Genomic DNA, 21,243 nt, shown 5'->3' with positions numbered 1-21,243 from the left:
CAGCAGTGTCTTTCGGGCTGTTGTGGGGGGACTGAGTGCTTCCTAGGAGGAGGGTGTGGACGGGTTGTGCTCGGGTGGGGTGGCACAGTTTTCGCCCACCGGTACGCCGTGGCTACTCACGCACGTGACAATTTCGGGGCTTATTAGAGCTGACGTCCAGTCACATCGTGAGGACGGGCTGGGGCGTACCGCTCATATCGGTGGACTCGGGGCGCCTGCGTCCCCGTACCACCAAAACGCCTCCCACGGCAGCCAGCACGAATCCAGCCACAGCCGCCCCGATCGGCAACGTCTCGCCCACCGCTCGCAGTTGGCCGCTGTCCCGCTTCGCGAGGCGTACGGCGTCCTTCTGGGTCGCGGTGGTGAACGCGATCTTTTCGCTGTCGAGCAGCACGACCGCGTCCTTCTTCGCCCCGGGCGCCCGCAGGGTGCGCTTGGGGCCCACCTGCGCGTAGACCACCCGGCCGGTGCGCTGGTCGACGACCAGCTCGATGCCGTGGTTGGAGTACCACTCCTCGGCCAGCACCTGCGGCCGGTCGGGCTCGTCCACGATCGTGCCCGGCACCAGCCGTGTCCCGACCTTCGCCGGGGCGACCGTGCCGGTGAACCGGTAACCCGTGTACCCCTGAACCTTCTTCGTACCCTGGTAACGCAAGGTCAGCGTGGAACCCAGGGAGTTGTCCCACCACTGGTAGGAGCGTCGCTGCACGTCGAAGGGGAACTTCAGATAGGCCTCGCCCTCGATGTACGGCTTCTCGCCGCAGCAGTGCACCGGCTTGGTGGTCCTGCGATCCATGACCCAGCGGTGCGGGACGAACTCCAGCGCGTCGTGCGGGTCGGCGGCCGGCAGCGACTTGTCGGTGTCGACGGTGGTGGTGACGTCCCACACCGCGGCCCGGCCGCTGCGCTCGCTGTCCTCGACGTCGCCGCGCACCCGCTGGGTGACGGTGATCCGCTGGTCGGGGACGGTCTTCACCTGCTCGGTGTCGAAGACGCTGCCCGTACCGCGGTAGACGGCGGTCTGGTCGATGTTGATCGGATTCACGGCTGCCCGTGGGGCCACGTACCACGCGAGCAACGGCGCCAGTACCAGCAAAAACGTGCCGAGTCCCAGCAGAACCAGGGAGATTGGAGAGGCTGTACGGCGCATCCGGACACTCCAGGGGCGTGAGATGACGGAGTTCGGGCCGCTCTGGGCCCTGTCGTCCCACTCCCGTCGTCCGCCCGTAGGGCGGGCCGAGCGGCGTCTGGCGCGTGCAGCTGCAAGGCGGAGGAGGGCGTCGACGCGGAGCGTCGGCAACCGACGACAACGCCGCAGATGGGCGTGCCAGGCGTCGCTCGGCAGGCGGGAGTGTGACGACAGGGCCCTTGGGCCGGAGACCGTAGGCGTATCGGCACGGGGTGTCAACGGCGTGCCAATGTCTTGACGGATTGTCAATGTGCTGTCGACACTGGGTCGACAGGCAGGGTGGATACCGGGTGGGTTCCGGGTGGGGACGTACGCCGGACCGAGCCGCTCGAGAGAGGCTGCCCCTGCGATGTCCAGACTGCTCGCCGCCGCACTGACCGTCGTGGTCGCCGCCCTGCTCGCCCTCGGTGCCGCGCTCGGCATCGTCGCGCTGCTTGAGGCGACGCCCGAGCAGCCCAACACACCCTTGATCACCTACGAGCAGACGGACCAGGGGAGCTGACCCGTGGCCGCCCGCCCGGCAGCAGTGGACGCCCGCTCGGCCTGGCATGACGTCCCCCGCCTCCAGGTCCGTCAGTTCGCGGCCATCGCCATGTCCGAGGCGCCGGCCCTCGCGGAGGAGATCCTGCGCGAGATCCGCCGCGAGTACCCCCATCTGCCGGTCGTCCTGGACGACTCCGGCGAACCGATGGCCCTGGTCGGCATCCGCCGCGCGATCGAGGTCTTCGTCCAGCATCTGGAGACGGCGGAGGGCCGCCCGACGGTCCCACCGGGCGTCTTCCAGGAGTTCGGCCGCGGCGAGGGCCTGAACGGCCGCAGTCTCGACTCCCTCCAGGCGATCTACCGCATGGGCGTACGCCTGGCCTGGCGCCGTTTCGCCGACATCGGCCAGCGCGTCGAGATCCCGCCGCCCGCGATGTACGAGCTGGTGGACGCGGGCTACGAGTACCTGGACGGCCTGGTCGACCAGTCGGTGCGGGGCTACGCGGAGGCCGCGGCCCGCCAGGCGGGCGAGCGGCTGCGCCTCCAGCGCCGACTGATGGAGTTACTGCTGGCCGAACGCCATCGGGGCGACCCGGCGGACGCGCTGACGGAACGCGCCGCCCGCATCGGCTGGCCCCTCCCGAAGAAGGTGGCGGTCGGCGTCCTGCTCCGCCCGGCCCGCGAGGCGGTACCCCCCGCGGTGGGCCAGGGAGTCCTCCTGGACATGGACTACGAACAGCCCCGCATGGTCGTCCCGGAACCGGACGCCGCGGGCCGCCCTGAGCTCCTGCACCGGGCCCTGACCGGCTGGGCGGGCGCGATCGGCCCCCCGGTCCCCCTCGCCGACGCGGCCAAGTCGCTGCGCTGGGCCGAGGCGGCCGTACGCCTGATGGAACGCGACCTGCTCCCCGCCGGGGACGTCCTGTACTGCACCGAGCACACCGAGGCCCTGGTCCTCCTGCAGCCCGAGGAACTCATCGACGACCTGGCCCGGCGCTGCCTGGCCCCCCTGCGCCACTGCGGTCCCACCCACGGCCGCCGCCTCGCGGAAACCCTGCTCGCCTGGCTGGAGACACGGGGCGGGGCCCCGGAGGTGGCGGCCCGCCTGGGCGTCCACCCCCAGACCGTCCGCTACCGCCTCCGCCAGATCCGCGAACTGTGGGGCGACGAGATCGACGACCCGGACCGCCGCTTCGAACTGGAGCTGGTGCTGCGTGCGCGGCGGTTGCGGGGGGAGTTGGCGTGAGGGGCGGACCGCCGCCCCGGGGACTCACACCCCCGCCCGCTCCCTGGCCCCCGTTCGCCGGGCCGCGGGAGCGTCCAGGTGGACCATCACCGTGGAGTGGAAGCGGTGCACGGCGTCGTCCACGCTGCGGATGAAGCTGGACTCGGCGTTGCCGCGGCTGTTCCCCATGTTCTTGAAGAGGGACAGACGGAAACCGGTGATGGCCGCACCTCCCTTCGGCAGCATGTCCGCCGGTTCGGGGCGCAGCCGCTCCAGCGTGCCCCGGGGGCCTCCCGTCCCGCCCTCTACCAGGGTTTCGACATGCAGGTCCGCCGGTGCCTCGGCGAGACGGCGGACCAGACGCTTGACCCAGGTCAGGGGGTAGCCCTGCTCGGGCGCGGGGAACTCGATCGAGGTGCGCAGTCTGCCGGTACGCAGATCGGCGCCGATCGTGAGCAGGCCGGGTGCCTGCTCGACGCGAAGCTCCGCCTGAAGCCGGCCTTCCGTACAGAGCCGGTCGGCGAGCTGCATTCGGCGGGCCTCGGGGTCGGTGCCGCGCCGGGCGCGCTGGGCGGGCAGCACCTTCTGCCCGAGTTCGCCGCCGAGCCTGAGGCACACCTGGCGGACGAGCCGCTCCCAGCTCTCGACCACTTCGAGGGCGCGGGGGTCGCCCTGGCACAGGGTCTCGTCGCTGATGCCGTTGCGCACCGGTACCCAGGCCGAGCCCATGTTCTGGAAACCGTGGCAACCGGAGTTCTCGTGCTGGAGATAGTGCAGCAGCTCCTGGAGCAGCCAGGTCCGTGCCGCGTTCCCGACGCCCTCGTGCCGGATCAGCATCTGCGCCTGATGGGCCACTTCGGCCCAGGACAGGTGCCACAGCGCCACCTGGTGCTTGCGCCGTCGGTCGATCCTGACGTCGACCAGGGGACTGCCCTCCAGCGCCACGTCGTTCGACAGCGTGATCACGGCCTCGTAGCCACGCCGGGCGGCGATGTCCATATAGGCCTGCACCTGGTCGGCCTTGAGGGGGTTGCCGTTGGTCTTCGTCTCGACGAGAGCCGTCCACAGCTTGCCGGCCCGCTCGATACGGATCACCCCGTCGGGGCGCCGGGGGGTGTCACCGTGCGGCAGGGAGACCTCGGTGAACGTCTCCATACGGCCCGACGGTGCCCCGAACGCGGCGGTGAGCCGTCTGCCGAACCGCGGAACCTGGGTCATCACCGACAGCAGGACCGAGGTGGCGCGCATCTCCCGGTCCCGGTCGCTCTTGAGCGCGGAGACCGGAAAGAGCCTGGCGGGCTTCCAGGAGTCGTTCTCCGCCAGCGACTTCGGTGGCGTGCTGGGCGGTGCGGCGCGCTTCTTGGCGGTGCGGGGCCGGGCAGCCGGTCTGCGTGCTCCGGCCTCGTCGCCGGATCGGCGGGGAGCCGGAACGGCGTCCAGCGCGCCCGACGGATCCGGCTCCGGAGCCCCGCCCGGCGCCACTGCGACCGGCCGGCCGTTCACAGCCGGCTCCGGAGCGGCCGTGACCGCCATGTCGTCCACGACCTCGACGGCCGTCTCCGCGTCGTCGTCGACGTCCACCCCGAAGTCCGTGGCGAGGCCCGCCAGCCCCGAGTCGTACCCCTGGCCGACGGCTCGGAACTTCCATTCGTCGCCGCGCCGGTACAGCTCGCCGAAGATGATCGCGCTGACCGTTCCCGCGTCGCCGACGGTGAAGCGGAGGAGGGTCTCGCCGACCGCGTCGGAGAGGGTGACGCGGAGGTCGTCCAGCTCGCCGAAGTGGGCGCCCTCGTAGCGGCTCGCGGCCACCACCATGCGGTCGACCTCGGGCGGGACCGCGGTCAGGTCGAAGCCGATCCGGTCTTCGTTCCCGTCCTCCGTGGGTGTCTTGTCCAGCAGGTGCACGCTTCCGTCGGCGGCCACCGGGTTGTTGTAGAAGTAGAAGTCCGCGTCGCTGCGGACCTTGCCGTCCCGGCCCAGCAGTAAGACGGACACATCAGCGTCCCCGTCCCCCGCCGGACTGCTCCAGCCCAGGCTCACGATCACCGAACCGGCGTTCTCACTCAGGGCCGACAGGGCAGTGTTCGACCCTTTGATCATTTCAAGCACGAGATCCCCCCCTGGATCACATCCCCCGGACACACCACGCAATGTGACGTGTCGCACACGAACACAGTAGTACCGGCAGCTCACACCGGTGTCCTTCCTGCGGAAACAGGCCGGAGGGGGAGTTCGGGACGCGCCTGACCATTGCCGGAGGAAACAGCATGTCGCTAGCCTGTGTTCGTCATGCCGATCGTCTGTTGAAATTTCGAACGCAGACGCCTTAGACGCAAAGGGAGGGGGCCGGTTGTGGGACGCCTCGTACCTGCCGTGACCCGGGCTCTCGACATTCTCGAGCTCTTCCTCGACGGAGACGGGACGCTCTCCGCCCCCGACATCGTGCGCAGGCTCCAGCTGCCGCGCACCACCGTGCACGAGCTGGTGACCACTCTCGCCGCCCGGTCGTACATCGTCCAGGTCCCGGGACAGCCGGGACGCTACCGGCTCGGGGTGCGGCCCTACCAGCTCGGCAGCCGGTACGCCGAGCAGCTCGACCTCGCCGCCGAGGGCCAGCAGGTCGCCCGGTCCGTCGCCGAGACCTGTGACGAGACCGTGCACGTGGCGATCCTGGAGGGCACCGACGTCATCTACATCGCCAAGGTCGACTCGACGCACGCGGTGCGGATGGTGTCGGCCGCCGGCCGGCGGCTGCCCGCGCACTGCACCTCCGTCGGCAAGATGCTCCTCGCCTCCCTCCCCGAGCCGCAGCTCGCCTCCCGTATCCCGGAGGACACTCCGCTCGTCGGCATGACCCCCAACAGCATCACCGACCCCGCGGCCCTGCGCGAGGCCCTCGACGAGATCCGGCAGCGCGGGGTCGCCGTCGAGAACCGGGAGTCCAACCCGGACGTGTCCTGCGTCGCCGCCCCGGTACGCGACCGCACCGGGCAGGTCGTCGCCGCGCTCTCCATCTCCGTGCCGATGATCCGCTGGAGCGACGACCGCCGCGGCGAGCTGGAGCAGCTGGCCGCCAAGGGCGCCGCCGAACTGTCCGAGCGCCTCGGCCACCGGAGTGTGGGATGACCCGCTACACGAAGTTCGACGTCGCCGTACGCGCCGAGGCCACCCTCGGCGAGGGGCCCACCTGGGACGGCGAGAAGCTGCTGTGGATCGACATCCTCGGCGCCCGGCTGCACAGCTACGACCCCGTCTCCGGGCAGCGCACGGTCCGCGTCCTCGACCAGCACATCGGCGCCGTCAAGCCGCGCGCCGACGGCGGACTGGTCCTCAACCTGCGGGACGGCGTGGCCCTGCTGGACCCCGACGGCTCCTTCCGCTGGCTCGACCACGAGCCCGTCCCCGGCCGCCGGGCCAACGACGCCGCCGTCGCCCCCGACGGTTCGCTGTGGGCCGGCACCATGCGCTACGACGAAGCACCGGGCGGCGGCACCCTGTCCCGGGTCACCGGTGACGGCACGCACCGGACCGTCCTCGACGACGTGGCCGTCAGCAATGGCACCGGCTGGAGCCCGGACGGCCGGCTCATGTACTACGTCGACTCGCCCACCCGCCGCGTCGACGTCTTCGACCACGAGAACGGGCACATCTCCGGCCGCCGGACCCTCGTCGAGATCGAGGACGGCGCCGGGTTCCCCGACGGGCTCACCGTCGACGCCGACGGGTGCGTGTGGGTCGCGCTGTGGGACGGGGGAGCGGTCCGCCGCTACACGCCCGACGGCGGGCTGGACCGGGTGATCACCCTCCCTGCCCCGCGCGTCACCGCGTGCGCGTTCGGCGGCCCGGACCTGACCGACCTGTACATCACCACGGCCCGGGTGGGCCTGGACGCCCCGCACCCGGTGGCGGGCTCCCTGCTGGTGGTGCCGGGCGCGGGCAAGGGCGTGCGGCAGCCGTCGTTCGCGGGCTGAGGGACGGTTACTGAAGGCCCGCCTTCTTCAACTCCTCATCGGTCAGCGGCGGTTCGGCCAACGCCGGTATCGACGGCCCCCGCACCGCCGCCAGCAGCACAGCCGGCGTCAGCAGTACCTCCGCCCGCCGCTCCAGCGAGGTCACGTCGGTGACCCGGCGGGCGATCCGGCCGTTCCCGGTGGCCGTGCGCATGAGACGCGAGACGTACGCGGCCACGAGCCGGTCCCGGGCCGTCGGGCCGGTCTCCGTCGCCCCGGGATAGAAGACGTCCTGTCCGGTGGCCAGGTCCCACGCGGCCCCCACCGGCCGGGCCACCGCCCGCTGCACCCGGCGGGACAGCCCGGCCGCCCCGAACCCGTGCCGCCGTGTCAGGTCCCGCAGGATCAGCGCGCTCTGGGCGCCGACGGCCAGACCGTGCCCGTAGACCGGGTTGTACGCGGCCAACGCGTCGCCGAGCACCGTGAAGTGCTCCGGCCAGGCCGCCGCCCGCTCGTAGAAGTTCCGCCGGTTGACGGTCGTACGGGTGAAGGCGACCTCGGACAGCGGCTCGGCGCGGGCGAGCAGGTCGCCGATCAGCGGATGTCTGAGCTCCTCGCGGGCGAAGCGTACGAAGTCCTCGCCCGAGGCGTCGGCGGCGGTCGGCTCGCCGCCGCGGGTGCCGTTGAGGGTGACGATCCAGCGGCCGTCCTCGATCGGCAGCAGGAAGCCCGAGCGGCCGGGGCCTGGCTCGCGGGTGTCGGGCTGGACGCTGACGACGGGGAAGCCGTCGCGGGCCTGTTCGGGTGCGAGGTAGAGGCGGCTCGCGTACGCCAGGCCCGAGTCGACCTCGCGGCGCTCCGGCGCGGGCAGCCCGAGGTCCGCCAGCCAACGGGGCGTTCCGGAGGACCGCCCGGTCGCGTCCACGACCGTCCCCGCCTCGATGGTCCGTTCGCGGCCGTCGGCCTCCCGCACCCGGACCCCGGTGACGGCCGCCGCGCCGCCCACCAGCCCCAGTGCCTCCGCGCCGCCGAGCACCTCGACCCGTTCGTCGGCGAGGACCCGTGCCCGGATCGTGGCGTCCAGCAGATCCCGGCCGGCCAGGATCACGTGGTGGGATTCGGGCCAGCGCCGGAACCAGCCGTGGGCCGAGTGGACGACCATGTCGGTGGTGACCGGCGCCCGGCGTGCCCCGGCGTCCAGGAGCGCGGCGGTGATGCCCGGCAGCAGCTCCTCCATCGCCCGTACCCCGCCGGACCACAGCATGTGGGCGTGCCGGGCCTGCGGCAGCCCCTTGCGCGGGGCCGGGCCCTCGGGCAGTTCGTCGCGCTCCACCACGACCACCCGGTCGGCGAGGCCCGTCAGCGCGGCCGCCGCGAGCATGCCGGTGTGCGATCCCCCGAGGACGACGGCGACTCGGGCGGGGGAGGGGCTTTCAGTCATGCGTGGACATGCTCTCTGCCGGGACGGTCGCGCGGGCGCGTACCGCCTTGATCTCGTCGGGGCTGCGCAGGACCTCGGACACGGCCGCGATCTCCTGGAGCAGGTACGTGGTGTCGGGGTCGCCGTCGCCCTCGGTGTCCGGCGCCCGCCGCCCCGCCTCGACGGCGTCCAGGATGGTCACGGCGGCGGCGAGGGCCTGGGCCCGGCCGCGCTCGAAACCGAGGGCGAGCGCGGTGTCGTAGGCCCGCACGCGCAGGTCCTCGTCGATGAACCGGGACAGCTGGAGCAGCGCGTCGCGGATGAAGGTCTCGCGGCGGATCAGCCGCATCTCGGCGGTGGCGCGCAGGGCGAGCGGCTCGCGGCTGCCCGCGACGGTCCGCATCAGCCGGGACAGGGACCTGAGGTCGCGGTGGCGACGGCGGACCAGCCAGCGCTCGTGGAGGTACTGGCCGGCGTGCGGGACGATGAAGCCGATCGCGACCAGGGTGGCGGCGACGCAGGCGGCGGCCGGGGCGATGTTGGTGTTCAGCCAATCCAGGTCGTGCCCGGTCCAGCGGGCCACGACGGCGGTGAGCTTGGCCGCGCTGAAGAGCAGGTTCGTCGCGAAGCCGATCCCGAGGAACCGCAGTCCCCAGCGCAGCCAGGCGTCGAGGCCGGCGGTGCGGATCCAGTTCCACACCAGCCCGGACGTGATCAGGCTGGCCACGGTGTGCGCGAGCAGGTAGAGCAGGATCAGCTCGCGCATGAACGGCGTGCCGGCGTAGTAGGTGTCCAGGTCCCGGATCCGCTCCACGGGGACGTCGGCGAGGGCGAACAGCACCCACATCACGACGACCACGGCCGCGTACACCCAGATCACCCAGCGGGTCGCCCGCCGGGTCCGGGCGTGGTGCTCGGTGCGGCCGTCGCGCCAGTGCACGACGAGCAGCAGCCAGGACGCGCACAGCGCGGTGAGCAGCGAGTACACCCAGGGCGCGGCGATGTTCGGGACGCCGGTGACCCGGTTCGTCCAGGCGATGGTGCTCGGGGCCGCGAACAGGAACACCGCGCAGGCGAACAGCAGCAGGCCGCCCACGGCCCGCAGCAGCGGGTCCCGCCACAGTTTGACGATGCTGGGCAGCTTGATCGCCAGGGCCGCTCCGAGGACCAGGCCCGGCAGCCAGTAGGGGATGCTCAGACCGGTGAGGGACCCGACCGTCCCCGCGGTCAGGTGGGGGTGTGTCACCGCGCTCCGCCTCCGCGGTAGCCGAGGGTTCTCTGGACCGTGTCGGGCCGGGCACCGGAGCCGCGGCCCGAGACGAACGGCCGGAACGCCGCCGCCAGCCGGTGCCCGAAGTCGTCCGCCTCGGCCTCGTCCGCCGCCCGGGAGCCGTCGCGGGCGGCCACGGTCAGGGCGACGGAGTCCCAGCCGGGCCGCCTGGCCAGCGCGTCCGCCGCGGCCGCGTGGTGGTGGGCATGGCCGGCGTGCAGGTGCCACAACTCATGGCCCAGGATGACCAGTTGCTGCATCTCCTCGGCCCGCTCCTCGACGATGACGAGGTCGAAGTCCTCGAACTCCACCCACAGTCCGGTCACCGCGATCTCGTCGGGGAACCGTTCGAAACGCAGGTCGACGGGGCGGCCGCCGCGGCGGGCGCTCATCTCCTGGCACAGGGCCCGGCACAGCTCGGGCAGGTCGGCCGGGGGACGGGGTCTGGCCCGGACCGCGGCGGTGAGGTGGGAGACCAGATCGCGCATGGCCGAGGTCGCACGGGTGCGTCGTAGCGCCGAGGCGATCCGGGCCGCACTCCTGCGCGCACCCGCGATGTCCATCCCACCCCCTGAACTCTCCCGCCGCCTTAGGACGGGCTGTTCGAGACTACGCGCCCTGTCCGGTCCCGTCACGCGATCGGATTTTGCTGCGTACCCCATTGACTAGAAAGCGCTTCCTGCCTACGGTCCCGTTCGAAGTTACGGGCGCAATTCGAGATCTCGAACAGATGGGGCAGGGAATGGGACGACCTGACCTGAGCCGCAGGCATCTTCTCTCCGCGGCCGGCGGACTGAGCGTCGCCGCGAGCTTCGGCTTCGCGGCCCTCGGCACCGGGGCCGACGCGCTCGCCTCCGGGGCGGACACCCGGGTGCGCTACTGGAACCTCTTCAGCGGCGGCGACGGCGCCAACATGATCGCGATGCTGGACGCCTTCCGAAAGGCCCACCCGGACATCGACGTGAAGGACTCCACCCTCCAGTGGGGCAACCCCTTCTACACCAAGCTCGCCATGGCGGCCGCGGGCAACCGCGCCCCCGACCTCGGCGTCATGCACATGGGCCGGGTCACCGGCTTCTCACCGGGCCGCCTCCTCGACCCCTGGGACGTCGACCTGCTCGCCAAGTACGGCGTACGCGAACAGGACTACAACCCCGCGCTGTGGAAGCGCGGCGTCATCGACGGCAAGCTCTACGCCCTCCCGCTCGACATCCACGTCCAGCTCTGCTTCTACCGCAGGGACGTGCTGAAGAAGGCCGGCCTGCTCGGCGACGACGGCCGGATGGTCCCGGTCACCTCCACCGACGAGTGGTTCGACGTCCTGAAGAAGGCCAAGGCGGCCCAGAAGAAAGGGCTCCAGACCATCGGCCTGTGGACCAACGACCAGAACTTCCAGTGGTGGTTCTTCGTCGCCTTCTACACCCAGCTCGGCGGCACGTGGTTCAACGACGACAACACCGAGGTCCTCTTCGACCCCGACAAGGCCACCCAGGTCCTGGAGTTCCTGCGCAGGCACGTCACCGACGGGTACGTCATCCCCGGCGCCCCCACCGGCGAACAGTTCATCAACGGCGCCCCCTTCACCTGGGAGGGCAACTGGTCCGTGCCGGTGTTCTCCGGCGCGAAGCTCGACTACGGCGCGACCCCGCTGCCGCCCGTGTTCGGCAGACAGGCCACCCACGCCGAGTCGCACGCCTTCGTCCTGCCGCACCAGGCGGGCCGCGGCGGCGCCACCGATGAGGGCGCCCACGAACTCGCCGCGTACGTCGTCACGCACGCCCTCCAGTGGGCGGCCGGCGGTCACATCCCCGCGTACACGCCGACGCTGTCCACGGCCGCGTACAAGAAGCTCACCCCGCAGAACGAGTACGTGAGCGCCATGGACCACCAGGCCACCGAGCCGAAGGTGTGGTTCGCGGGCTCCACCGGGGTGCTCGCCCAGGACCTCGGACCGGTCGTCGTCTCCTCGACGATGGGCTCCGCCAAGCCGGCCTCGGTCGCGCGGACGATGAAGAAGCACCTCACCCGACTCCTCGCCGCCAAGAACCCGATGGACGGCAGGACCGCCGCGCGGGGAGATGCGGTCGCATGACGACCAGCGCTCACATGACGACCGGAGCCGTCGCCGCACCGGCCCGCGCCAGGACCGCGACCGCCGTCGCGACGGTGCGCCGCAGGCAGGGCTTCCAGCACGGGGGCTGGTTCGTCGCCCCCTTCCTGGCGCTCTTCGTGCTGTTCGTGATCTGGCCGCTGCTGCGCGGCGTCTGGCTCAGCTTCACGGACGCCAACATCTCCGGCGACGGCGCGAGCTTCGTCGGCCTCGACAACTACCGCGAGGCCCTGAACGACCGGGCGATGTGGGACGCGCTCGGCCACAGCGCGTACTTCACGCTGCTGGTCGTCCCGTGCATCACGGTCCTCGCCTTCCTGCTCGCGATGCTGGCCCACCACATCGAGCGCGGCAAGTGGCTGTGGCGGCTGTGCTTCTTCGTGCCGTTCCTGCTGCCCTCGACGGTCGCCGCCAACATGTTCCAGTGGCTGTTCACCCAGGGCATCGGCCTGATCAACGAGACCTTCGGGCTCGACACACCCTGGCTGACCGACAAGTCGTACGCGATGCTCGCCATCGTCATCGAGACCCTGTGGTGGACCGTCGGCTTCAGCTTCCTGCTCTACCTCGCCGCCCTCCAGGGCATCCCCGGCCACCTCTACGAGGCCGCGAAGCTGGACGGCGCGAACGCCTGGCACCGCATGGTCCACATCACGCTGCCGATGCTGCGCAACATCACCGGCCTGGTGATCGCGCTCCAGATCCTCGCCTCGCTCCAGCTCTTCGACCAGGCCGTCGTGATGATGGACTTCGGACCGGGTCCTGAGGTCAGCACCCGCTCCTTCGTCCAGTACACCCTCGAACAGGGCTTCACCAGCTACCGGGTGGGCTACGCCTCCGCGATGTCCATCATCTTCTTCGTGATCATCGCAGTCGTCGCGCTGGCGCGGATGTGGCTGCTGCGCAACCGTGAGGAGAGCGGCCGATGACCACCGCCGTGCAGGTCCGCAGGAGCCCCCGTCCCCGTAAGCCCTGGACGCCCGGCCAGGTCGTCCTCACGCTGCTCGGCGTGGCCGTCTCCGCCGTCTTCGTCGCACCGATCGCGGCCGCGCTGTTCACCTCCCTCAAGTCCGAGGCGGAGGCGGCCGAGATCCCGCCGCACTGGCTGCCGAAGGTCTGGACGGGACAGGCGTGGAAGGCGCTGTGGGAGACCGGCAACATCACCGACTGGTTCATCAACTCCCTGGTGGTGTCGGTCTGCGTCACCTCCGTCGTGCTGACGGTCAGCGCCCTCGCCGGATACGGCTTCGCCCGCACGGAGTTCCGCGGCAAGAGCGTCCTGATGGGCATCGTCATGTCGGGCCTGATGATCTCCCCGGCGGTCCTGGGAGTGCCCCTCTTCACGACGGTCCAGCAGATGGGGATGGTCGACACGCACTGGGGCATGATCCTTCCCCAGTGCGCGCCTGCCGCGATGGTCTACATCCTCTACAAGTTCTTCCAGGGCGTCCCGCGCGAGCTGGAGGAGGCCGCGTTCATCGACGGCGCGGGCCGCTGGCGGGTCTTCTTCACCATCGTGGTCCCCCTGGCGAGGCCTTCCTTGGCGGCGGTCGGGATCTTCACCTTCATCGCCTCCTGGAACAACTTCCTGTGGCCCTACATGGTGACCAACAACCCCGACCTGATGACCATGCCGAACGGCATCGCGACCGTCATGAACTCCTACGGCATCCAGTGGGCCCAACTCATGGCCGGCGGCCTCATGGCGGGCCTCCCCCTGATCATCGTGTTCGTCTTCTTCCAACGCCAGATCGTGGCGGGGGTGGCCCATACGGGGCTGGCGGGCCAGTGACACGACCACGGTATGGGGTGCAGCCGGAGGCCGGGCGGGACTCGGTGGTGGTCCCGACGGGGTCTGCAGGGCGGTCGCTTCCTTGCAGTCGGCGGGGGGACATGGCCGCACCGGTCGTATGCGGTCCCCGTGGGCCGGCCTTCCCGTCACGGTGCGGAGCGGGGCTGCGCAGGGGCCGGGACCTCGTGGTCCGTCGGCATGGGTGGTTCTCCGCGGACGTCGAGAAGGCGGTGCGCGACAGCGGGATCCGCCCGGGTCGGTGGCGGTCGGGCGGTCATCTCCGCGCAGTCACCCGGACGGCAGCGCCACACCGACCTCACCCGGCCCCGGCGGGCCACCATACTGTAGGGAGCTCCAGTTGAAGCGACTCAGACTTGCCACCGTCCTGGCCGCCGCCCTCATCGCACTTCTGCCGACCACGGCCCAGGCGGACACCGGCTATCCCGACCCGCTCCCGATCAGTGGGCAGCAGATCATCCACGATCCGGCCGTGATCGCCCTCAAGTCCGGTGGCTACGTGGCCTATTCGACCGGTGGTGTGATCGGGGCCCGGCTGTCCGGGGATCTCAGGCACTGGACCGACGCGGGGAACGCCTTCGCCGAGGCGCCCAGTTGGTGGTTCGAGTACAACGACACCGGTGACCCCTGGGCGCCGGACATCTCCTACCGGGCAGGCCGGTACTGGCTGTACTACGCCGTCTCGTCCTGGGGCACCAACCACTCCGCGATCGGCGTGGCCACCTCCCCGTCCGGCCTCCCCGGCACCTGGACCGACCACGGCAAGGTCTTCGCCTCCGGGACCGCCGACTCCTGGAACGCCATCGACCCGGCGATCGTCCGCGCGGACGGCAGGCTGTGGATGGCGTTCGGCTCGTACTGGACCGGCATCCGCATGGTCGAGCTCAGCCCGGTCACCGGGAAGGCCCTCCCCGGGGCCCGCGTCCACCACCTGGCCACCCGCCCCGACGCCCCGTACGCGGTCGAGGGCCCGTCCATCGTGCGGCACGGCCGCTACTACTACCTCTTCGCGTCCTACGACGCCTGTTGTGCGGGAGCGGACTCCACCTACAAGATCAGGGTGGGCAGATCGACGGCGATCACCGGCCCGTACACGGACAGCACGGGCAAGCCCCTGCTGGAGGGCGGCGGCGACGTGCTGCTGGCAGGACACGGGAGGTACATCGGCACCGGAGGCGAGTCGGTCTTCCGCACCCGCGGCCAGGACTGGCTGGCCTACCACTACTACGACGCAGAGGACAACGGCACACCGAAGCTCGGGCTGAACCGCCTGAGCTGGACAAAGGACGGCTGGCCCGAGGTCTTCTAGGGGCGCGGGGAACTGCGCGACCAGCCACGAACCACCTGCAGACGAGACTGAAACCGGAAGGCCAAGATGAGCACCGCCCGTTTTACCCTCGACCCCGCCTTCACCGTCGGCCACGTGAACCCCCGCCTCTTCGGCAGCTTCGTGGAACACCTCGGCCGCTGCGTCTACACCGGCATCTTCGAGCCGACCCACCCCACGGCCGACGCCGAAGGCCTCCGCACCGACGTCCTGGACCTCGTCCGCGAACTCGGCGTCACCGCCATCCGCTACCCCGGCGGCAACTTCGTCTCGGGCTACAAGTGGGAGGACAGCGTCGGCCCGGTGGAGGACCGCCCCCGCCGCCTCGACCTCGCCTGGCGCTCCACCGAGACCAACCGCTTCGGTCTCTCCGAGTACATCGCCTTCCTGAAGAAGGTCGGCCCCCAGGCCGAGCCGATGATGGCCCTCAACCTCGGAACCCGCGGAGTCGCCGAGGCCCTCGAACTCCTGGAGTACGCCAACCACCCATCCGGCACCGCCCTCTCCGACCTCCGCGCCGCCCACGGCGACAAGGACCCCTTCGGCATCAACCTCTGGTGCCTGGGCAACGAGATGGACGGCCCCTGGCAGACCGGCCACAAGACGGCGACGGAGTACGGCCGGATCGCCGCCGAGACGGCCCGCGCGATGCGCCAGATCGACCCGGGCGTCGAACTCGTCGCCTGCGGCTCCTCCAGCCAGTCCATGCCCACGTTCGCCGAGTGGGAGGCGACGGTCCTCGCCGAGACGTACGACCTCGTCGACCACATCTCCCTGCACGCCTACTACCAGCCCGAGAACGGCGACGTCGACTCCTTCCTGGCCTCCGCCGTCGACATGGAGTCCTTCATCGAGAACGTGGTCGCCACCGCCGACCACATCGGCGCGAAGCTCAAGTCGAAGAAGAAGATCAACCTCTCCTTCGACGAGTGGAACGTCTGGTACATCTCGGAGTGGCACGAGATCGAGAACTCCGGCGCGCGGGACTGGGCGGAGGCCCCCCGTCTCCTGGAGGACAACTACAGCGTCCTGGACGCGGTCGTCTTCGGTTCCCTCCTCATCGCCCTGCTGCGGCACGCGGACCGGGTCACCGTCGCCTGTCTCGCCCAGCTGGTCAACGTGATCGCCCCGATCATGACCGAGCCGGGCGGCCCGGCCTGGCGTCAGACGACGTTCTTCCCGTTCGCCCAGGCCTCGCGGTTCGGCCGCGGCGAGGTCCTCGACGTACGGGTCGACTCGCCGACGTACGAGACGAAGAAGTACGGCGAGACGGACCTCCTGCACGCCACCGCCGTGCGCGCCGAGGACGGGTCGGTCACCGTGTTCGCCGTCAACCGCAGCCGGTCGCAGTCCCTGCCCCTCGAAGTAGCCCTGAACGGGCTGGACTTGACGAGCGTGGTCGAGCACAGCGTCCTCGCCGACGCAGACCCGGACGCCCGCAACACCCTCGACGAGCCCGAGCGGGTCGCCCCGCACGCGGCCGAGGGCACCGCGCTGACGGACGGCACCCTCACCGCCGTACTGGAGCCGCTGTCCTGGAACGTGATCCGGCTGGGCTGAGCAGGGTCCCCGAGGGCGTCAGCAGGTTTCGCGCAGGAACCCGTCGGCGCCCTCGGGCACGACGTCCTCGTCCCGGCGCACCACGCTGAGGGTGCTGCTCCAGCCGGCGCACGCCGTGGTCAGACCCTTCTTCGTGTACTCGACCACCAGGACGTGGTCGTCGAAGGCGTCGGCGAACGTGCCGCACTCGTCGTACTCCGCGCACTCCTCCGCGATGGCGAAGTCCAGGCCCGGCAAGGCGCGGTCGGAGACGAGCTCCGCGGTGTTCTTCTGCGCGACCGCCAGCCCCTTGGCATGGGCGTGCGTCACCAGCAGCTTCATCAGGGCCTCGGCCTGGGCGGCCTTGAGATACGACGGGAAGCGGGTGAAGGAGTCGTAGTTGTCGGGCTCCACGGCCTGGTAGGCCTTGGCCGCGCAGGCGTCGATCCAGGTGTCCAAGCGGGCGGCGACGCGCTCGCGCTTGGCGGCCGTACGGATGTCCAGGACGGCCTCGTCCCAGTCCTTGTCGTAGACGGTCTTCCCGTCGGCGCCGCGCAGCAGCAGGTCGGCGTCCCAGTCGCTCTCCTCGCCCGACTCCGCCTGGAAGGCGTTGATGTTGCAGATGTTGTAGAGCCCCGGCGCGGGCGCGTCCTCGTAGCCGCGGCTCACCACCCGGACACCGGCCGCGGGAGGGTACGCGCCGCCGATCTGGTAGTCCCAGGGCACGTGCCGGGGCGGGAGTGTCACGGATACGGGCGAGGTGGACGACGTCGGCTCGGGCGGTGACGGTGCCGCGCTGTCCTTGTCCGACCCGGCCCACACCGCCGCGATGCCCAGCCCGGTGACGGCCAGGGCCGTGACGAGAGCGACGAGGAGGCGCCGCCGGAGCCCCCGTCGCGAGACCGGGTGTCCGGTCGCCGTGGAGTCGGACGGTCCGGGCGGCACCGGTGCGGCTGGGGCCGCGGGCGCCCCGGTGTCCGGCAACGCCCTTAGCAGCTCCTGCAGTTCACCGAGTTCCGGCCGGGCCGCCGGGTCCTTGTCCAGGCAGCGTTCGGCGATGCCGCGCAGCGGTTCCGCGACCCCGTCCAGGGCCGGCGGCTCGTGCATCACCTGGTATCCCGTCAGATACGGGCTGCTGCCGTCGAACGGGCGGCTGCCGGTGGCCGCGTAGACCAGCAGGGACCCGAGGGAGAAGACATCCGAGGCCCCGGTGACCTCGCGCGGCGCGGCGAACTGCTCCGGGGACATGAAGGGCGGGGTGCCGATCAGCCGCCCGGTCATGGTGAGCGCCTCGTTGTCGACGGCGTAGGAGATGCCGAAGTCGATGACCCGGGGCCCGTCCTCGGCCATCAGGACGTTGCTCGGCTTCAGGTCACGGTGCACCATGCCGACCCGGTGGATGTCCCGCAGCGCCTCGACGAGGCCCAGCGCGAGCACCCGCAGCGCGCTTCCGTGCAGCGGGCCGTCCTGGGCCACGACGTCCGCGAGGGTGCGGCCCGGGACGTACAGGGTGGCCATCCACGGCTGCGGGGCGTCCGGGTCCGCGTCCACCACCGGAGCCGTGAACGCCCCGCTCACCCGGCGGGCCGCCGCGACCTCCTGCCGGAAGCGAGTGCGGAACTCCTCGTCCAGCGCGTGCGCGGGGTGCACGAGCTTGACCGCGACCCGCCGCCCGGAGTCCGAGCGGCCCAGGTAGACGACCCCCATGCCACCGCTGCCGAGCCGGTCGACCAGCGTGTAGCCGCCGATGGACTCCGGATCGCCGGGGCTCAGCGGCATCGCGGGACACCCTTTCCGAGTACGGGTGGTCGAAAGTTCAAGGACATCAGGCTAGCGGCCGGGGGAATCCACCGGCGTGACCGGTACACCTCCGGCCGAAGTCCCCAGCAGCCTCAGCCGTACGTCCCCGGGCCCGGACTCCGTCGTCCCGTCGGACAGCACCGCAAGGGCCAGGGTGTTGGTGCCGCGGGTGCGCAGGATGCCGTTGGGGAGGACGAAGGTGTGCTGCGGGCCCACGTCGTTGACGTACTGGCCCATGTTCCAGCCGTTGAGGAAGATCTGCACGCGGTAGGCGCGCTTCGGGTCGTCGTCGAGGTCGAGGCCGACGGAGGCGTCGATGCCGGCGTCCACGGCGAGCCGGAACGTCGTCCGGTACCAGGTGACCCCCTGGCGCCGGTCGGCGCGCGGCAACTGCGTGTCCTCCCAGTGCTCTTCGGCGAATCCCGGCAGATGCCAGCCCTTGCGCTCCCCGTACAGTCCGCCGTTGTTGAGCGGCCCGCGCACCGGGTCGGGTGCCGTCTCGCCCTGGATACGCCAACTCGCCTTCGGAGAGCCGCCCTTGAAGCCGACGGCCGTCAGTCCCCGGGCCGCCTTGTGGGAGTCGGTGGACCCGCCGTCCATGTCGTGCGCCATCCGCCGGACCAGGACGGACAGGACGCGGGGCGCCCGCCCGGTGGGTGGCGGCGTGTCGAAGGTGGCCGTCGCCGTCCAACTGCCCTTGCGCGCGGTGCCCTTGTCCGGCACCGGCATCCGGTGCGTGCCCAGCGGCTCACCGTCCAGCCACGCCATCAGCAGCCCCTGCGTGCCCGTGCTGTAGGACAGGGACACCGACTCAAGCTCGTCCGCGTCCGTCAGGCGCCCCCGGTACCAGACGTCGCCGTAGTGGAAGCCGTAGTCGTCGGCGAACAGGACCGGCTGCCCTTTCGGGACCGGGGTGATGCTGTACGAGCTCGTGCGGTCGGCGGTGGTCCAGCCGGAGTCGTCGTAGTCCGGGGCGGACTCGAAGTTCTCGGTACGGCGCCGCCAGCCGCCCAGCGCGGGCAGGCGCACCTCGCCCACGGCGGGGACGGGAAGCTGCCCGGGCGTGGCCGGCATGTCGGCCCGCAGACTGCCCATGGGGGTGGCGGAGGTGCGCAGCGGGCGCCCGTTCCAGGTGATCCGGCCCATCCCGCGCGGCCCCCACACCTCCATGCCCGTGCCCTCGACCGTGTCACCGGTGAGATGGGCGGTCGCGCCGTCCAGGGTGACCCCGCGCACCAGCGACGGACCGTACACCAGCACCGGACCGGTCGGGGTGTCCACCGGGAACAGCCGCAGCGAGCCGGGGTCGTCGGCGAAGACCAGCAGCAGCGGGTTGTCGCTGCCGCCGCCCTCGATCCGCACCCGGGCCAGGCCGCCGACACCCATCGGCGCCGTGATCCTGAGGACCCCGAGGTCGTAGTTCCACGCGGGTTCCGCGTCGCCCCGGGTGACCAGCGGCTCCTCCGGGCACTCGATGAGGACCTGGGCCATCTCGCCGTGCGGGGCCGTGAACACGGCGACGTCCATCCGCCCGACCTTCAGGCACATCATGGGCTGCGCGGTGGCGAACCTGAGCGTGCGCCCGCCCAACTGGAGCCCCGCGGCGAGCAGTCGGGCGTCATGGGCGGCGACGGTGAACGCCACGTCGATCCCGGCGTCCGGGACGGTCGTCGTGATCGGCGCGTCGGTGTCGTTGCGCACGACGTACACATGGGAGCCGGTGTCCGGGTTGGTCAGGTGGTACACCTTCAGCCGCTCGTCCGCGGCCCGCACCGCGTCGGCCCGGTCCAGCTTGGCGAAGTCCGGCACGGTCCGCAGGAGATGGCCGAGCTGGTGCGTGGGGGCCAGCTTCGGCGTCTGCCTGCGCGCCTCGTCGATCGCCGCCCCGTAGTCGTACGACGTGTAGACCTGCGGCGCGGGCAGCCAGCCCCACGAGGTGCCGCCGAAGGTCATGTAGACGTTGTGCACGGTGATGCCGTTGGCGAGGTTGGTGAGCTGGAAGCGCCGCTCGTAGGCCGCGTCCCGGGTCCGCCGCGCCTCGGCGTACCCCTTGCCGTCGAACGTGGCCCCGCCCCACGAGTCGAACCAGCCCCCGCCGAACTCCGGCATGAACCCGGGCGTCCGGGGACTGGCCGTGGCTCCGCCCTTCAGCCCGCCCTCACCGAAGTCCCCCCAGTCGGGCGGCACTTCGGACGGCAAGGGGTACCCGTCGAAGCCGTAGAGCCAACCGCGCTCCTCGCCACCGGTGTTGAAGGAGCCGGGGGTCCAATGACCGTTCCTGCCCCTGTCGTTGTGGAAGAGCGGGACGTTGATCCCGTCGGCGCGCACCTTCTTGTACAGGTGGGACATGTAGTCGCGGCCGAGGGGCTCGTCGACGAAGGCGTCGTACTCGTTCTCGATCTGGTAGAGCAGGACCGTGCCCGTGCCCCTGGTGAACAGGTGCCGGGCGGCGATGGCGTTCACCTCGGTCAGCCACTCGTCGACGTACGACAGATAGGCCGGGTCGGAGGTGCGGGCCCGGCCCGCGGTCGCCGCCAGCCAACCCGGGAAGCCGCCGCCGTCGACCTCGGCGTTGATGTACGGGCCCGGGCGCAGGATCACATACAGACCGGTCTCGGTGGCCGTGCGCAGGAACAGGTCGAGGTCACGGACGCCGGTGAAGTCGTACTGGCCGGGGCCGGGGGAGTGGTAGTTCCAGGCCACGTACACACTCACCGCGTTGAAGCCGTGGGCGCGCATCTTCTGCAGGACGTCCCGCCACAGCGACGGGCTCGGCAGCCGGAAGGGGTGCATCTCGCCGGACCACAGCACCAGGCGCCGGCCGTCGACCAGCAGCGAGTGCTTGTCGTAGCCGACCTTGTGGCGCGCCCGGTCGGCGGCGGGCGCGCCGGGCGCGGGGCCGGTGGGCACGCTGTGGGAGGCGTAGGCCCGGGTGGTCTCCCCACCACTGCCGCTCAGCGCGAAGCCGAGCGCCGTGGTGCCGGCGAGGGCGCTGAATGTACGTCTGCTCAGCTCCAAGGGAGCGCCTCCTGGTCGTGCCGCGCTAGCGCCAGTCCGTCCGTGGGTGTGGTTGGTGTGCCTATTGTGGCGTGGCCATTGTCTCTGCCCGAACGCCGCACA

At 71.2% G+C, this 21,243-nt stretch carries 16 protein-coding genes; 9 read left to right on the top strand and 7 right to left on the bottom strand.

Translation table 11 applies throughout. From position 1 onward, the window contains the following. Nucleotides 1-160: 160 nt before the first annotated feature. Nucleotides 161-1,150, bottom strand: a complete 990-nt coding sequence (gene pgfA / locus H293_RS0101825) for a cell envelope lipid trafficking protein PgfA (protein ID WP_020116178.1) — start codon at nucleotides 1,148-1,150, stop codon at nucleotides 161-163. Nucleotides 1,151-1,538: 388 nt separating this feature from the next. Between pgfA and H293_RS59045 the strand changes: the two genes are divergently transcribed. Together H293_RS59045 and H293_RS0101815 are read left to right on the top strand one after the other, a co-directional pair. Further along, the gene (locus H293_RS59045; protein WP_020116177.1) at nucleotides 1,539-1,691 is read left to right on the top strand and encodes a hypothetical protein; all 153 of its coding nucleotides are present in this window, start codon (nucleotides 1,539-1,541) and stop codon (nucleotides 1,689-1,691) included. Nucleotides 1,692-1,694: 3 nt separating this feature from the next. After that, complete coding sequence (locus tag H293_RS0101815) at nucleotides 1,695-2,918, top strand: PucR family transcriptional regulator (RefSeq protein ID WP_028807458.1); 1,224 nt, start codon at nucleotides 1,695-1,697, stop codon at nucleotides 2,916-2,918. 24 nt (nucleotides 2,919-2,942) lie between these two features. Here the strand turns inward: H293_RS0101815 and H293_RS0101810 are convergent, their stop codons facing one another. Beyond that, nucleotides 2,943-4,997, bottom strand: a complete 2,055-nt coding sequence (locus H293_RS0101810) for a TerD family protein (RefSeq protein ID WP_020116175.1) — start codon at nucleotides 4,995-4,997, stop codon at nucleotides 2,943-2,945. A 252-nt stretch (nucleotides 4,998-5,249) separates the two neighbouring features. Here H293_RS0101810 and H293_RS0101805 point away from each other — a divergent pair, with 252 nt between their 5' ends. Both H293_RS0101805 and H293_RS0101800 read left to right on the top strand, forming a co-directional pair. Next, nucleotides 5,250-6,023 (top strand): IclR family transcriptional regulator, encoded by a 774-nt coding sequence (locus H293_RS0101805; RefSeq protein WP_028807456.1) that lies wholly within the window; start codon nucleotides 5,250-5,252, stop codon nucleotides 6,021-6,023. Further along, nucleotides 6,020-6,868: an SMP-30/gluconolactonase/LRE family protein gene (locus H293_RS0101800; RefSeq protein ID WP_020116173.1), complete on the top strand. Its 849-nt coding sequence runs from the start codon at nucleotides 6,020-6,022 to the stop codon at nucleotides 6,866-6,868. The genes H293_RS0101805 and H293_RS0101800 overlap by 4 nt, the downstream gene beginning before the upstream one ends. A gap of 7 nt (nucleotides 6,869-6,875) precedes the next feature. Here H293_RS0101800 and H293_RS0101795 read toward each other — a convergent pair whose 3' ends face one another. Genes H293_RS0101795 through H293_RS0101785 form a run of 3 tightly spaced genes read right to left on the bottom strand, consistent with a single transcriptional unit; the run spans nucleotide 6,876 to nucleotide 10,100 of the window. Continuing rightward, nucleotides 6,876-8,288: an NAD(P)/FAD-dependent oxidoreductase gene (locus H293_RS0101795; protein WP_028807455.1), complete on the bottom strand. Its 1,413-nt coding sequence runs from the start codon at nucleotides 8,286-8,288 to the stop codon at nucleotides 6,876-6,878. Further along, a complete protein-coding gene (locus tag H293_RS0101790) occupies nucleotides 8,281-9,513 on the bottom strand; it encodes an MAB_1171c family putative transporter (protein WP_020116171.1) in 1,233 nt (410 codons plus the stop codon). Before H293_RS0101790 ends, H293_RS0101795 begins: the two co-directional genes overlap by 8 nt. After that, nucleotides 9,510-10,100, bottom strand: a complete 591-nt coding sequence (locus H293_RS0101785; protein WP_020116170.1) for a hypothetical protein — start codon at nucleotides 10,098-10,100, stop codon at nucleotides 9,510-9,512. Before H293_RS0101785 ends, H293_RS0101790 begins: the two co-directional genes overlap by 4 nt. 179 nt (nucleotides 10,101-10,279) lie before the next feature. On the opposite strand from H293_RS0101785, the gene H293_RS0101780 reads away from it, so the two are divergent. The 5 genes from H293_RS0101780 (at nucleotide 10,280) to arfA (ending at nucleotide 16,344) form a co-directional block, all read left to right on the top strand. Further along, nucleotides 10,280-11,629, top strand: coding sequence for an extracellular solute-binding protein (locus tag H293_RS0101780; RefSeq protein WP_020116169.1), 1,350 nt, complete (start codon nucleotides 10,280-10,282; stop codon nucleotides 11,627-11,629). Further along, the gene (locus H293_RS0101775; RefSeq protein WP_020116168.1) at nucleotides 11,626-12,576 is read left to right on the top strand and encodes a carbohydrate ABC transporter permease; all 951 of its coding nucleotides are present in this window, start codon (nucleotides 11,626-11,628) and stop codon (nucleotides 12,574-12,576) included. Before H293_RS0101780 ends, H293_RS0101775 begins: the two co-directional genes overlap by 4 nt. Then, on the top strand, nucleotides 12,573-13,439 hold the full coding sequence (locus tag H293_RS0101770; RefSeq protein ID WP_020116167.1) for a carbohydrate ABC transporter permease: 867 nt from the start codon (nucleotides 12,573-12,575) through the stop codon (nucleotides 13,437-13,439). The genes H293_RS0101775 and H293_RS0101770 overlap by 4 nt, the downstream gene beginning before the upstream one ends. 358 nt (nucleotides 13,440-13,797) lie before the next feature. Then, nucleotides 13,798-14,766: an arabinan endo-1,5-alpha-L-arabinosidase gene (locus H293_RS0101765; protein WP_020116166.1), complete on the top strand. Its 969-nt coding sequence runs from the start codon at nucleotides 13,798-13,800 to the stop codon at nucleotides 14,764-14,766. A gap of 66 nt (nucleotides 14,767-14,832) precedes the next feature. After that, a complete protein-coding gene (gene arfA / locus H293_RS0101760; protein ID WP_020116165.1) occupies nucleotides 14,833-16,344 on the top strand; it encodes an arabinosylfuranosidase ArfA in 1,512 nt (503 codons plus the stop codon). Between the two features lie 18 nt (nucleotides 16,345-16,362). Here the strand turns inward: arfA and H293_RS54430 are convergent, their stop codons facing one another. Both H293_RS54430 and H293_RS0101750 read right to left on the bottom strand, forming a co-directional pair. Further along, a complete protein-coding gene (locus tag H293_RS54430) occupies nucleotides 16,363-18,102 on the bottom strand; it encodes an endo alpha-1,4 polygalactosaminidase (RefSeq protein ID WP_078612496.1) in 1,740 nt (579 codons plus the stop codon). A gap of 51 nt (nucleotides 18,103-18,153) precedes the next feature. Continuing rightward, the gene (locus H293_RS0101750; RefSeq protein WP_020116164.1) at nucleotides 18,154-21,141 is read right to left on the bottom strand and encodes a glycoside hydrolase family 35 protein; all 2,988 of its coding nucleotides are present in this window, start codon (nucleotides 21,139-21,141) and stop codon (nucleotides 18,154-18,156) included. Nucleotides 21,142-21,243 lie beyond the last annotated feature (102 nt).

Source organism: Streptomyces canus 299MFChir4.1 (genome assembly GCF_000383615.1).
Taxonomy (GTDB): domain Bacteria; phylum Actinomycetota; class Actinomycetes; order Streptomycetales; family Streptomycetaceae; genus Streptomyces; species Streptomyces canus_C.
Note: the sequence above shows the minus strand (reverse complement) of the source record. Positions and strands in the feature narration are given on the sequence as shown.

Coding starts and splice junctions, on each gene's coding strand:
- H293_RS0101810 (WP_020116175.1), bottom strand. CDS start 4,997: ATGATCAAAGGGTCGAACACTGCCCTGTCGGCCCTGAGTGAGAACGCC.
- H293_RS0101785 (WP_020116170.1), bottom strand. CDS start 10,100: ATGGACATCGCGGGTGCGCGCAGGAGTGCGGCCCGGATCGCCTCGGCG.
- H293_RS0101800 (WP_020116173.1), top strand. CDS start 6,020: ATGACCCGCTACACGAAGTTCGACGTCGCCGTACGCGCCGAGGCCACC.
- arfA (WP_020116165.1), top strand. CDS start 14,833: ATGAGCACCGCCCGTTTTACCCTCGACCCCGCCTTCACCGTCGGCCAC.
- H293_RS0101780 (WP_020116169.1), top strand. CDS start 10,280: ATGGGACGACCTGACCTGAGCCGCAGGCATCTTCTCTCCGCGGCCGGC.
- H293_RS0101795 (WP_028807455.1), bottom strand. CDS start 8,288: ATGACTGAAAGCCCCTCCCCCGCCCGAGTCGCCGTCGTCCTCGGGGGA.
- H293_RS54430 (WP_078612496.1), bottom strand. CDS start 18,102: ATGCCGCTGAGCCCCGGCGATCCGGAGTCCATCGGCGGCTACACGCTG.
- H293_RS0101770 (WP_020116167.1), top strand. CDS start 12,573: ATGACCACCGCCGTGCAGGTCCGCAGGAGCCCCCGTCCCCGTAAGCCC.
- H293_RS59045 (WP_020116177.1), top strand. CDS start 1,539: ATGTCCAGACTGCTCGCCGCCGCACTGACCGTCGTGGTCGCCGCCCTG.
- H293_RS0101775 (WP_020116168.1), top strand. CDS start 11,626: ATGACGACCAGCGCTCACATGACGACCGGAGCCGTCGCCGCACCGGCC.
- pgfA (WP_020116178.1), bottom strand. CDS start 1,150: ATGCGCCGTACAGCCTCTCCAATCTCCCTGGTTCTGCTGGGACTCGGC.